At 70.3% G+C, this 12,282-nt stretch carries 12 protein-coding genes; 9 read left to right on the top strand and 3 right to left on the bottom strand.

Going from position 1 to position 12,282, the window contains the following annotated elements; translation table 11 throughout:
- Positions 1-48: 48 nt before the first annotated feature.
- Positions 49-855 (bottom strand): STAS domain-containing protein, encoded by an 807-nt coding sequence (locus Phou_RS38630; RefSeq protein WP_173066850.1) that lies wholly within the window; start codon positions 853-855, stop codon positions 49-51.
- Positions 856-1,124: 269 nt separating this feature from the next.
- Between Phou_RS38630 and Phou_RS38625 the strand changes: the two genes are divergently transcribed.
- The 5 genes from Phou_RS38625 to Phou_RS38605 all read left to right on the top strand — a co-directional run bounded on the left by Phou_RS38625 (position 1,125) and on the right by Phou_RS38605 (position 5,505).
- On the top strand, positions 1,125-2,255 hold the full coding sequence (locus Phou_RS38625) for a sigma-70 family RNA polymerase sigma factor (protein ID WP_173066847.1): 1,131 nt from the start codon (positions 1,125-1,127) through the stop codon (positions 2,253-2,255).
- A gap of 213 nt (positions 2,256-2,468) precedes the next feature.
- On the top strand, positions 2,469-3,560 hold the full coding sequence (locus Phou_RS38620; RefSeq protein WP_246274205.1) for a hypothetical protein: 1,092 nt from the start codon (positions 2,469-2,471) through the stop codon (positions 3,558-3,560).
- Complete coding sequence (locus tag Phou_RS38615; RefSeq protein ID WP_173066841.1) at positions 3,553-4,122, top strand: hemerythrin domain-containing protein; 570 nt, start codon at positions 3,553-3,555, stop codon at positions 4,120-4,122. Before Phou_RS38620 ends, Phou_RS38615 begins: the two co-directional genes overlap by 8 nt.
- A 37-nt stretch (positions 4,123-4,159) precedes the next feature.
- Complete coding sequence (locus Phou_RS38610) at positions 4,160-4,738, top strand: hemerythrin domain-containing protein (protein WP_173066839.1); 579 nt, start codon at positions 4,160-4,162, stop codon at positions 4,736-4,738.
- A 371-nt stretch (positions 4,739-5,109) separates the two neighbouring features.
- The gene (locus Phou_RS38605; RefSeq protein ID WP_173066822.1) at positions 5,110-5,505 is read left to right on the top strand and encodes a PPOX class F420-dependent oxidoreductase; all 396 of its coding nucleotides are present in this window, start codon (positions 5,110-5,112) and stop codon (positions 5,503-5,505) included.
- Between the two features lie 17 nt (positions 5,506-5,522).
- On the opposite strand, the gene Phou_RS38600 is transcribed toward Phou_RS38605, so the two are convergent.
- Entirely contained in the window at positions 5,523-7,466 is a 1,944-nt protein-coding gene (locus Phou_RS38600) for a potassium transporter Kup (RefSeq protein WP_173066819.1), read from the bottom strand.
- A 228-nt stretch (positions 7,467-7,694) separates the two neighbouring features.
- Positions 7,695-8,270: a TetR/AcrR family transcriptional regulator gene (locus Phou_RS38595; protein WP_173066816.1), complete on the bottom strand. Its 576-nt coding sequence runs from the start codon at positions 8,268-8,270 to the stop codon at positions 7,695-7,697.
- Positions 8,271-8,357: 87 nt separating this feature from the next.
- Here Phou_RS38595 and Phou_RS38590 point away from each other — a divergent pair, with 87 nt between their 5' ends.
- The 4 genes from Phou_RS38590 to Phou_RS38580 all read left to right on the top strand — a co-directional run bounded on the left by Phou_RS38590 (position 8,358) and on the right by Phou_RS38580 (position 11,800).
- Positions 8,358-9,266: a zinc-binding dehydrogenase gene (locus tag Phou_RS38590; RefSeq protein ID WP_173066813.1), complete on the top strand. Its 909-nt coding sequence runs from the start codon at positions 8,358-8,360 to the stop codon at positions 9,264-9,266.
- 74 nt (positions 9,267-9,340) lie between these two features.
- A complete protein-coding gene (locus Phou_RS53760) occupies positions 9,341-9,586 on the top strand; it encodes a protease inhibitor I9 family protein (RefSeq protein WP_246274202.1) in 246 nt (81 codons plus the stop codon).
- Entirely contained in the window at positions 9,583-10,518 is a 936-nt protein-coding gene (locus Phou_RS38585) for a S8 family peptidase (RefSeq protein WP_246274197.1), read from the top strand. Before Phou_RS53760 ends, Phou_RS38585 begins: the two co-directional genes overlap by 4 nt.
- Before the next feature lie 91 nt (positions 10,519-10,609).
- Positions 10,610-11,800 carry a serine hydrolase domain-containing protein gene (locus tag Phou_RS38580; RefSeq protein ID WP_173066810.1) on the top strand — a complete coding sequence of 397 codons (1,191 nt, stop codon included), beginning with the start codon at positions 10,610-10,612 and terminating at the stop codon, positions 11,798-11,800.
- The last annotated feature ends 482 nt before the right edge of the window (positions 11,801-12,282 follow it).

The raw sequence follows: 12,282 nt of genomic DNA, 5'->3' as shown, positions 1-12,282 counted from the left end.
GGGTCCACCCATCCATTCGGATCCGGTGGCATCCATCTGCGCCGGCGGCTATCCGCTTTCGGGCGAGCGTCGGCGTTGGTCGTGAATGGCGCTCAAACGGTCGGAGCGAAGCCGGGTCCGAATGTCTAGGGTCGCCCAAACGACCTTCCCGCCTTCGATGGCCAGGCTGCCCCAGTGCGCGGCGACCGCGTCAACCAGCGCCAGCCCGTGTCCCCATAACGCGGCCGGTGGCATGTCGCCGCGCAGCACCGGAGGCTCGGTGCTGCCGTCCGCCACGGCGATGTGCACGTAACGCCGGCGCGCGGACAGCCGCAGCCGCATCATCGTGTGCGCGTGGGCGACCACGTTGTTGACCAGTTCGGTCGCGACGGTGCAGGTCGGTCCGGCAAGGGTCGGAAGCTGCCAGCGCAGGCACGCCTCGGTGGCCATTTCCCGCGCTCGACGGCTTGCCCCTTCGACCGGCAAGAGGTCCTCGGCCAGCGTGGCCGCGACCGGTGCCCGGTCCTGCGCCAATGACCGCACGGCGGTCCCGACGTCCCGTACGACCGCCGTGTGCCAGTCAACAGGTCCCCTGCCGAGCAGGTCGGCGACCTCTGGTGTGGGCCCGCACAGGAACATCGGCACCTGCGGCCACGTTGCCGCTTGCCGGGCGACAGCGGCGAAGACCGACAGAGCCTGGCGGGGGGCAAGGCGCATGTCGGTCAGGTCGACGATGAGGGCCTCTGGCTGTTCGGCCAGGCACCCGAGCAACCCGTTGTGAAGCCTTATCGCGCCAGCCGCATCCAGCGTGCCGGTGATGCGGACGACCGCGTAGGAAAGCCGGTGGTCTATCAGGCACTTGAGGTCTGTCGGCATGGCGTTCCCAATCCGCGGGGGGTGGCCGGGCATACCCGCCGATCGGCCGGCGAAACCGGTTGCGGTGCTGTCCCCTTTCGCAGGTTTCCCGCCGCCGTCTCGTGCGGGCAGCCGCCGGTGGCCGGTTCGTGCCCGATCCGGCAGCCCGCGCGATTTTCGCCGCGTTTTCCGGTCAAGAGGGATAACAGCTCACGGGCAGGGTAGGAGGGTTGCGAATCGGACTGCGGGCTCCGTGCCGTGCTCCTACAAGAACGGCACAGAGGAGAGGCATGCGCCCGGAACTGGACACATCAACGCGCGACACGGCCGAGTTGGACCTCGATGTGGAGGCAGCCCGGTACAGCGCGCGGGTGGCGCAGGAACCGTCCGCGCGAGCGGAGTTCGTGGAGCTGTGCCTGCCCCTTGCCCACCGCCTGGCTCACCGCTACCGCGGGCGCGGTGAGCCCTTCGCCGACCTGGAGCAGGTGGCTCGGCTCGGCCTTCTCAAGGCCGTGGACCGCTACGACGTCGAACGCGGCTCCTTCACCGCGTTCACGGTCATCACGATCCTCGGCGAGCTGCGCAAACACTTCCGTGACCGCACCTGGGGCGTGCGCGCGCCACGGCGGCTGCAGGACTTGCTGGTCCAGATTCGGCGAGCCGACCCGGACCTGACCAACACGCTCTCCAGGGCGCCCACCCCCACCGAGCTCGCGGACCGGCTGCACACCACCACCGACGAAGTGGATGAGGCGATGCTGTCCGGCGCCGGATACAACCTGCGATCGTTGAACGCGCCGGTCACGAGCTCGGACTCAGGATCCGGCTCCGGTAACACCGAGCGCGGCGAGCTGATCGGCGAGATCGATGGCGACCTTGCCGCGATCGACGACCAGCTCACCATCCAGGCCCTGCTGAACCGGTTGCCCGAACGTGAGCTGGAGATCCTGATCCTGCGCTTCTACGGCAACCTCACCCAGTCAGAGATCGCGCAACGCTGCGACATCTCGCAGATGCACGTTTCGCGTCTGCTGTCCAAGACACTGACGTGGCTTCGCCATGCCATGCTCGGCGACTCGCCGCCCCGCTGGGGGGACCTGGACGGTGGCGCCCTGAGCGAGCCCCGGCTCCGCATCATCACGACATCCCAGCCGGGCGGCAGCCTGACCGTCGCGGTCGGCGGCGAGGTCGACCGAGACAGCGCCGACGAACTGCGCCAGGCCCTCCTCGACGGCGTGGCCCGCCGTCCGAACGTTCTGCATCTGGACCTGTCCAAGGTGCCGTTCATCGACGCGGCTGGGATCGCCGCGCTGGTCGCCGGCAACCAGGAGGCGCGGCGAAGCGCGGTCCAACTCCATGTGCGCGGCGCGCAACCACACGTCCGCCGGGTGCTCGGCACCACGCGGCTGCCCTTGCTTTAGGCGCCGGCTCTTTGCCGACGGCCAGCACCCTCCTCGTTTCGCCCGGCTTCTTTGGGGTACGCGCCGGGCACGACAGAGGGAGGGCACATGTTCAACCCGCTCGAGCACAAAGGTCTCCCGCTGGATCAGCAGTTGCGGTCCTGGCGGGAGTTGAATGTGGAACCGATAGATCCTGAGGCGGTCGACCCTTATACGCGGTGCCGGATCATCACGATGAACGGGATCGAGGTGGAGTCGATCCTGTTCTCGCACCAGTTCGCCCGTAACTGCCCGGACGACGACGTGCGCCGGCAGTTGGCCTACACCCGGTATGTGGAGAACCAGCAGCAGCGGGTGGTCAACTGGCTGCTGCCAGGGGTGGCCAGCGTGCTGGAGACGACGCTGGGTTATGAGCAGGTGGCGGTCGACCTGACCGCGTGGGTCGCGCGGCACGAGCCGGACCCGTACCTGCGCCAGGCGTACGAGTTCGGTGTGCTGGAGGACTTCGACCACCTGTACCGGTACGCGAACCTGTACGAGATGGTGGAGCGGCGCAAGGCGGAGAAGGTCGTGGACGCGTTGACCGAGGTGATGCCCGGCCGCCCGACCGTCTCCGAGCACCGGCACCCGTTCGACGAGGTGCGGGCGCCGTACGACAAGGACTCGGTCAACCCGCAGTCGAAGCTGAACGCGCTGACGATCCTGTCCGCCGAGCAGCAGGTGGCGATCTACTACATGAACGTCGGCCCGCAGTACATGGAGCCGATCGCCCGCCAGCTCTACCAGGAGATCAGCCTGATCGAGCAGGAGCATGTCACGCACTACGAGTCGCTGCTGGACGCCGGGGAAAACTGGTGGGAGCGGCTGCTGACCCACGAGTACAACGAGTGCTGGCTCTACCACTCGTTCATGCAGCAGGAGAGCGACCCGCGGATCAAGGCGGTGTGGGAGCTGCACCTGCAGATGGAGCTGGGCCAGCTGCAGCAGGCCGCGGACCTGCTGCGCCAGCACGACGGGCGTGAGCCGGAGGAGATCGTCGGCTCGGCCGGGGTGCCCGAGCCGCTGCTGTTCGAGCCGAACAAGGAGTTCCTGCGGCACCTGCTGGCCACCCAGATCGACCTGAACAAGCTGGGCGAGGGCTACGTCCGCGAGGCGCACGAGCGCTTCGAGTGGATGCAGGAGCAGCTGCACGCCGGGCAGAAGCCACCCAGCGAGCAGGTGATCGACATGCACCGCGAGCAGTTCGGCGACGAGTACCGCCTGGAGACCGAAGGCCCGCACCCGGTCGAGTCGCTGCGCGCCGTCGAAGGAGGCCGCCGTGGCTGACGCACCGGCCACTGCCGGCCCGAACGAGGACGTGGTCAGCCTGCTGCTGGCCCAGCACGCCCAGATCGAGGAGCTGTTCCTGCTCGTCGCGGGCAGCACCGGCCCCGCCAGGGCCGACGCCTTCAACGCCCTGGTCCGGCTCCTGGCGGTGCACGAGACCGCCGAGGAAGAGGTCGTCCACCCGCTGAGCCGCACGCTGCCCGGCGACAACGACGCCCTGATCGACGAACGCCTCGCCGAGGAACGGCAGGCCAAGGAGACCCTCAAGGTCCTGATCGAGGGCGGCGTCGACGCCGACGGCTTCGACGAAGGCGTGCTGCTGCTACGCACCAGCGTGCTGCAACACGCCCGCTACGAGGAGCGGTACGAGTTTCCGCGGCTGCGTCAACACGTGCCGCCGGACCGCTTGCGGCAACTCGCGACCGCCGTGCGTGCGGCCGAGGCCGCGGCGCCGACCCGCCCGCACCCCGGCACCGAGTCGGCCACCGCCAATGCCGTGCTCGGGATCCCGCTGGCGGCGGTCGACCGCATCCGCGACGCCATCCGCGGGGCCAGCAAATGACAACACCATTCCCCCTGGCACAGTAAGGAGCTTCGCCATGGCCGCGGACGCGATATCACTCATCGAGCAGGACCACCGTGCGCTCGAGACACTGTTTGACCAGGTCAAGGCCGGCGACGGCGACCGGGTCGCACTGGTCCAGGAGATCACCGCCCGGCTGGCCGCACACGCCCGGGCCGAGGAGTCCGAGGTGTACCCGGCCATCGTCCGCGCCGAACCCGGCGAGGATGAGGAGGTCGAACACGCCGAACACGAGCACCACGAAGCCGAACACCTGTTACGCAAGGCCACCAACCTCACCGCGACAGCGCACTTCGAGGAGGCGTTCGACGCGTTCGTCGCAGCCGTACGCCACCACGTCGAGGAAGAAGAACAGCAGATCCTGCCCGCGCTGCGCGACGCCGTCGACAAAGCCACCCTGGAAAAGCTCGGCGCCGCCTTCGAACAGACCCGCACCAGCCTGCTCGGCACCGAAACGACCGCCGGCCAGTCCCCCGGCGACCTCGAACAGGCCAGCAAGACCGAGCTGTACGAGATGGCCAAGGAGGCCGAAATCCCCGGCCGATCCACGATGACCAAGGACGAGCTCACGCAAGCACTACGCGAAAACGCGTGAGAAACAAGCGGGTCCCAGCCCCTGCCGGCTGGGACCCGCGTCTGTGCGGCCAGCATGCCGCTCGCCCGGCGCCGCACGCAGCTCGACCTCCACCGCATCGCCCAGCACGGCAAGCGGCTCAGGCAGCGCCACACGCGCGCACGGCGCCTTTGATCAAGTTCATGACGGTTCACCGCCTGGCTTCCGGATACCCTCTGGGGTCCGGCCAAACGTGCAGCGCGAGATTCGCCTCGCGGCTCCCCGGCGTGGATGCGACCGTCTATTCGGGACACTGAGCTGCGGTTCGGCGCGCGGGTGCCGTGGATGTGCGTCGGACCGTTACAGGGATGTTCCTTCTACCGGCACGTGGCCTGGGCGATCATGATGGTGGGGTGTCCGCTTCTCTCAACGACGCCGCGCGTCGACTCCTTGATGGCCGCAACTTCGCCACGATCGCCACCCTGGGCCCCGATGGACAGCCGCATTCCTCGGTGGTGTGGGTCGACCGTGACGGCGACACGATCGTGTTCTCGGTCACGGCCGACAAGCAGAAGGCGCGGAACCTGGCGCGGGACCCCCGGGTGTCGGTGTCGGTGTTCGACCTGGCGAACCCCTACCACTCGGTGGAGATCCGCGGCACGGCCGAGCTCGTCGAAGATCCGGACAAGGCGCTGCCGGAACGGCTTTCCCGCAAGTACCTGGATGCTTCGCCGCCGCCCGAGCCGGCCAGCGTCGTGCGTCTGGTCGCCCGGATCACACCGGAGCGGATCCACGAGTTCTCGGCCTGACCACGCGGCCGGCGCGGCTACACCTCGATGTGGGAGCCCATGATGACGGTGCGCTCGCGCGGCAGCGCGAAGTGTTCGGCGGCGTCGGCGGTGATGTGCGAGGTGGCGATGAACAGCCGTTTGCGCCACGGCGCCATCGCGCTTGACGGCCCGCGGCGCAGCTCGATCTTGGACAGGAAGTAGGACGCCTCGTCCAGCTGCGGCCGTCCCTCGGCGGTGGCCGGGTCGAGCATCGCCAGCGCGGCCGGTACGTCCGGGGACTCCATGTACCCGAACCGGATGCGCACGTGGATGATCCCGTCGTCGGCGTAGCCGAGATCGTCCACGGTGATCCGCCGTTCGGCCGGTACCCGCGGCATCGGCTCGGTCTCCAGCGACAGGATCAGCACGTGTTCGTGGCGCACGTGGTTGTGCTCGACGTTGGCCCGCAGCGCCAGCGGCGCGGTCTGCTTGCCGCGGTTGAGGAAGACCGCCGTGCCCGGTACCCGTGTGGTGGCCGGGTTGTTCGCGCGCAGCTGGGCGACGAACTCGTGCAGCGAGCCTTCGCGCCGTTCCCGTTCGGCCGTGACGATCTTCCGGCCGCGCTGCCAGGTGGTCATGATCGTAAACGCGGTCAGGCCGATCAGCAGCGGCAGCCACGCGCCGTGTACCAGCTTGGTCAGGTTGGCCGCGACGAACAGCAGGTCGACCAGCAGCAGCACGGCGGCGCCGGCGCCGAGCAGCCACAGCGGCGTGCGCCACCGCTGGCGGGCCACGAAGAAGAACATCAGGGTGGTGATGGTGATCGTCCCGGTCACCGCCATGCCGAACGCGAACGCCAGCGCCGCCGAGGTGCGGAAGGCGAAAACCAACGTCAGCACGGAGACCAGCAGCAGCCAGTTGATGAACGGCACGTAGATCTGGCCAATCGTGGACTCGGACGTGTGCGCGATCCGCAGCCGGGGCAGATAGCCCAGCTGCGCGGCCTGCGACGCGACCGAGTACGCCCCGGTGATCACCGCCTGGGCCGCGATGACGGTGGCCGCCGTCGCCAGCACCACCAGCGGCAGCCGCCCCCAGCCGGGGGCGAGCAGGAAGAACGGGCTGCTGATGTGGGCCGGGTCTTCGAGGATCAGCGCGCCCTGGCCGAGGTAGCTGAGCACGCAGGCCGGGAGGACGAGGATCAGCCAGGCGCGGGTGATGGCGCGGCGGCCGAAGTGACCCATGTCCGCGTACAGCGCCTCGGCGCCGGTGACCGCGAGCACGATCGCGGCCAGGGCGAAGAACGCGATGTGGAAGTGGCCGGCCAGGAAGCCCAACGCGTACGTCGGCGACAGCGCCTTCAGGATGCTCGGGTCGTGGGTGATGCCGGCGACGCCGAGGCCGCCGACGGTGACGAACCACAGGATCATGATCGGGCCGAAGAGGCGGCCGACGGCGGCGGTCCCGTGCCGCTGCACCGCGAACAGCACCACGATGATCACGGCGGTGATCGGCACGATCCACTCTTCCAGCGACGGTTCGACCACCTTGACGCCCTCGACCGCGGACAGCACCGAGATGGCCGGTGTGATCATGCTGTCGCCCAGGAACAGCGCGGCGCCGAAGATGCCCAGGCCGGCCAGCATCCCGGCGGCGCGCCGGCCGCGGCCGGCGGCCGAGCGGCGCAGCAGCGTGATGAGGGCCATGATGCCGCCCTCGCCGTCGTTGTCGATACGCATGGCCAGCAGCACGTAGGTGACCGTGACGATGATCATGACGGACCAGAAGATCAGCGAGACGACGCCGAAGACGTTCTCGGTGCTGACCGGCACCGGGTGCGGGTCGTTCGGGTTGAACACCGTCTGGATGGTGTAGATCGGGCTGGTCCCGATGTCGCCGAACACGACGCCCAGCGCGCCGACCACCACCGCCAGTCGCACGGTGTCCCGCACGTTCGGCGCCGGGGTGGGTCCGGGCTGCGGCCGCGGCCGGCCGGTCACGGCCTGCGCACCGCGCGGCGGCGCGGCGACGAGGCGGGCGATTCGGGTGGAGCCTCGCCGGCGGCGAGGTCAGCGGCATGCACGCGGTCAGCGTAGGTGCGGGTGCCGGCGATCTCCTGGATCTTTGACGTTTTCTTGACGCGGGCTCGCGGCGCGGGCCGCGCGGCCGGACCCGTGCTGTCGGGGCGGCGTCGCGGCCCGCTCACCCGTACCGGGTGGGCGGCAGCCTCATCCGACGCGTGCGGCGGGCAGGATCGTGGTGGCCAGGTCGCGGACCGCCGCCCGCAGCCGGTTGACCCCACCGTGGCCGGTGATCTGGCGGACCAGCTCGCCGTCGAACGAGGCGAGCAGCATGTGTGCCAGGAACTCGGCGTCGCCGCCGGGGCGGAGCTGGTCGATGAGGCCGGTCAGGTGCTCGTGCCAGCGCCGGTAGGTGGGGTCCTGGTGCTTGTCGGCGGCACACGCCTGCTCGTGGGCGGCGATCAGCGCGATGTTCTTCGCGGCGAGCTTCGCCAGCTCGTCGAGGAAGCCCAGCAGCCGCTCCGCCGGCGGCGCGCCCGGGCCCAGCGGTGGCGGGCCGCCCGCGATGGCGTCGCCGATGCGGGCCGCGCGCTCGGCGAGCAGCTCCTGGAACAGGCCGGTCCGGCTGCCGAACCGGCGGAACACGGTGCCCTTTCCCACGCCGGCCGTGGCGGCGACCAGGTCCAGCGAGATGCGCTCGGGCCCGTGCAGCGCGAGCAGCTTTTCGGCGGCCCGCAGGATCGCCTGGCGGTTGCGGGCGGCGTCCACGCGTTCGACGGCCATCACCCCTCCCAAAACCGGACCACGAGTCCGTATAGTATCGCAGCACATCCGGACCATCGGTCCGCTTTCTGCTGTGGAGGTGCCGTAGTGCGAGCGCTGATCGCCGCCCCCGAGACCGCCGACGGGTTCCGGCTGGCCGACGTGCCGGAGCCGGTGCCGCGGCCCGGCCAGGCGCTGGTCGAGGTACGGCACGCGTCGGTGAACTTCGGCGAGGTGCGTTACCTGGGCTTCCAGCCGGCCGGCGGCGTGCTCGGCTTCGACGCGGCCGGATACGTCGTCCAGCCCGCCGAGGACGGCACCGGTCCGGCCGAGGGTGCGCGGGTCGCCGCCCTCGGCGCCGGGGCCTGGGCCCAGCGGGCGGCGTTCGATACCGGCAGCCTCGCCGTCGTTCCGGACGGGCTCGACCTCGCCCAGGCCGCCGCGCTGCCGTTGGTGGGCATCACCGCGCTGCGGACCCTGCGCGCGGCCGGCTCGGTCCTGGGCCGCCGGGTCCTCGTGACCGGAGCCGCCGGCGGCGTCGGCCGGCTCGCCGTGCAGCTCGCCCGGCTCGGCGGCGCGCACGTGATCGCCTCGGTCGGCTCGGCGCCGCGCACGGAAGGCCTGGCCGCGCTCGGCGCACACGAGGTCGTGGTCGGCCTGGAGCACATCGACCAGCCGGTCGACGTGGTACTGGAGAATGTCGGCGGCGAACACCTGACCACCGCGTGGCGGCTGCTCAAGCCCGGCGGCAGCCTGCAGAGCATCGGGTGGGCATCCGGCGAGCCGGCCGTGTTCCCACCGAACTCGATCTTCGCCCTCGGGCCGGCCAGGACTCTGCAGTCGTTCGGCGACGCGTCCCACCCCGGCCCCGACCTGGCGGACCTGCTCGCCCTTGCCGCCGCCGGCACCCTCGAGGTGCAGGTCGGCTGGCAGGACTCCTGGGGGCACATCGCCGACGCGATCACGGCCCTGCTGGGCCGGCAGGTGTCCGGCAAGGCCGTCATCGACATCGACTAGGCGTGATCGTCGGCCCGCTTCGCCAGCACCAAGTGCTTAGCATATAAGACCTATAGGCGAAGTAGATTTTGGCCATGTTGGCGTTGCAGCAAGCGGCACCACGGCCCCAGCGCCGCCGTGCCGAAAACGTGGGCGCACTGCTGCGGGTGGTGCTGGATCGCGGCCCGGTACCCCGCAGCGTCATGGCCAGGCTGACCGGCCTGGTCAGCCGGGTGTACGGCCGCGCCGTGCACGGCTACGCCGCGACGCTCAGCGAACGCGCCGCCCGCCGGCTTGCCGCTGATCCGGCGGTCAGCTATGTCGAGCAGGACAGCGGGTGACCGCCAGCGCCACGCAGCTCAACCCGCCGTCGTGGGGCCTGGACCGGATCGACCAGCGCAACCTGCCGCTGAACCAGTCGTTCACGTACGGGCCCAGCACCGGCGTGCGCATCTACGTCATCGACACCGGCGTGCGCATCACCCACCGCGACTTCGGCGGCCGGGCGTCGTACGGCTATGACGCGGTGGACGGTGACAACGTCGCCGCCGACGGCAACGGGCACGGCACCTTCGTGGCCGGGGTCGCCGCCTGCGCCAGCTACGGCGTGGCCAAGAACGCGAACATCGTCGCCGTACGCGTGCTCAACAGCAGCGGCCAGGGCACCACCGCAGGCATCATCGCCGGCATCGACTGGGTGACCGCCAACGCTGTCCGCCCCGCCGTGGCCAACCTCAGCCTCGGCGGCGGCGCGAGCAGCAGCCTTGACGCGGCGGTGCGGCGCTCGATCAGCGCCGGCATCACGTACGCGATCGCGGCCGGCAACAACGGCGTGAACGCCAGCGGCACCTCCCCCGCCCGTGTGGCGGAGGGTTTGACGGTCGGTGCCACCGGCCGCACCGACGCCAGGGTGTCCTGGTCCAACTACGGGTCCGTGCTGGACCTGTTCGCTCCGGGCGTGGACATCACCTCCGACTGGCGCACCAGCGATACCGCCACCTACACCGGCAGCGGCACGTCCTTCTCGGCACCGCATGTGGCGGGCGCGGCGGCCATCTACCTCAGCGGCCACCCCTCGGCGAGCCCGGCCACCGTCAACGCGGCGATCGTCAGCGCGGCGACCACCGGGGTCGTCACCGGCCCGGGCAGCGGTTCACCCAATCGGCTGCTCTACATCGGCGGCCTCTGGCCGTCTCCGTACAGGTGGGCTCCTGGGGATACCCGGGAGCCCACCACCGGCACTCATGCCGGCGAGCGCGGCCGGCGGCGGTAACGCCACAGAAACGCGCCGGCGTGTTGTATCCCCACTGGCCGTCCGGAACCGATCCGGCGTACCACCCGGCCGCCCAGGTGAGGAGCAGACCTTGGCACACCAGGACAGGCGCGCGTTTCTGCGGCGGACCGGTCTGGTCGTCGCCCCGGCCGTCGTCGGCGGCGCCGCCTTGTCGCATCCCGTCGCGGCCACCGCGACACCGGAGCACCGCGCGCCCGTTCCGGCGGCGTTGCGGCCCGGCGGCGAACTCGACCGGTACCTCAGCGCGCTCGCCGCCGAAGACCGCTTCTCCGGCACCGTCCTGGTGACCCGCCACGGTCATCCGGTGCTGTCGCGATCGTTCGGCTACGCCGACAAGAGCAGGGGCATCCGGAACACCGGCGACACGATCTACTGCCTCGCCTCGGTCACCAAGCTGTTCACCGCGGTGGCCGTCGCGCAGCTGGTGCAGCAGGGCACGGTGGCGTTCGAGAAGACCGTGGGCACCTACCTGGATGGCTTTCCCGGCGCCATCGCCGACACCGTCACGGTCCATCAGCTGCTGACCCACACCTCCGGCATGGGCGACTACCACGGGATCGACGGCTACTTCACCGCCGCGGCCGGCTGGAGCACCGCCGAGCAGGTACTGAGCGGGACGCTCGACTTCATCAGACGGGAGCCGTTGAGCCTGCGGCCGGGCACCGGTCACCAGTACAGCAACTCCGGCTACACCACCCTCGGCGCGATCGTGGCAGCGGCCTCGGGGCTGTCGTACTACGACTACATCCGGCAACACGTATTCGCTCCGGCAGGCATGGCCGACACCGACTTCCACACCACGCCGCGGTGGCGGTCCGACCCGCGCATCGCCCACCCGTACAGCAGGCAGCCCACAGGGCAACGCGTCGACATCGTGGATCAGCAGCACCTGTTCGTCGGGCTGCCCGACGGCAACGCCTTCTCCACCGCGCCGGACATGGCCCGCTTCGCCGGCGCGCTGCTGGACGGCACGCTTGTCTCCCCCGCCTTCACCGACCTTGTCGTCGGCGCGAAGGTCCCGGTGGCGACCCTCCCACCAAAGCCGGGCCTGCCGGCCAAGACCCGCTTCCAGGCGTACGGCCCAGCTGCGACCCTCGGCAACGGCACGTGGGCCGTCGGGCACAACGGCGGCTCGCCGGGCATCTCCACGCTCGTGGAGTGGTACCCGCCGTCGGGGTGGCTCGCGGTGAAGCTCAGCAACTACGACCCGCAGGACACGATGGCCGTCGACGGCACGATCCAGGCGATCCTCACCCGGTAGGTCTCCTGCGCGCGCGCAGGACGTACGCGTCCAGCGGAAGCGGTTGGACGGCGACCAGCTCGAATCCGGCACCGGCGAGCTGATACCCAGCACGTCAACTCGGTGGGTGCCGCGGACCTCCAGCGGTTCCGGAACGCTCGGGCGAGCCTGCCTTCGGTCATCGTGCTCAAGGAACGCGACGACCGCTCGCTGGTACCGGACGTCTGTGTCAGCCGTCTGAGCTGCACGACACCGTGCGCAGCGGCATCGTCCTGTGGGCGGCCCACTGCCGGAGACCACCAGTGCTCGCTCGGGTTCACCGCCCGCGCCGGCGACGGCAGCCGCTGGGCCGTCACGGCCGGGCATTGCGGTGCGATACTGCGGGCCGGCGACGGGGTGTGCCTGTCCGCGTGGCACAGCGACGCGATCAACTGCGGCACGATCGTCACCGCTTCGGCTCCCGCGGCATGCCCCAGGTGACCTTCGACGCCTGCTCCAGTGAC

The sequence above is a fragment of the Phytohabitans houttuyneae genome (genome assembly GCF_011764425.1).
Classification (GTDB): Bacteria; Actinomycetota; Actinomycetes; order Mycobacteriales; family Micromonosporaceae; genus Phytohabitans; species Phytohabitans houttuyneae.
The sequence above is the reverse complement of the archived record's forward strand: the minus strand, read 5'-3'. Positions and strand labels throughout refer to the sequence as shown.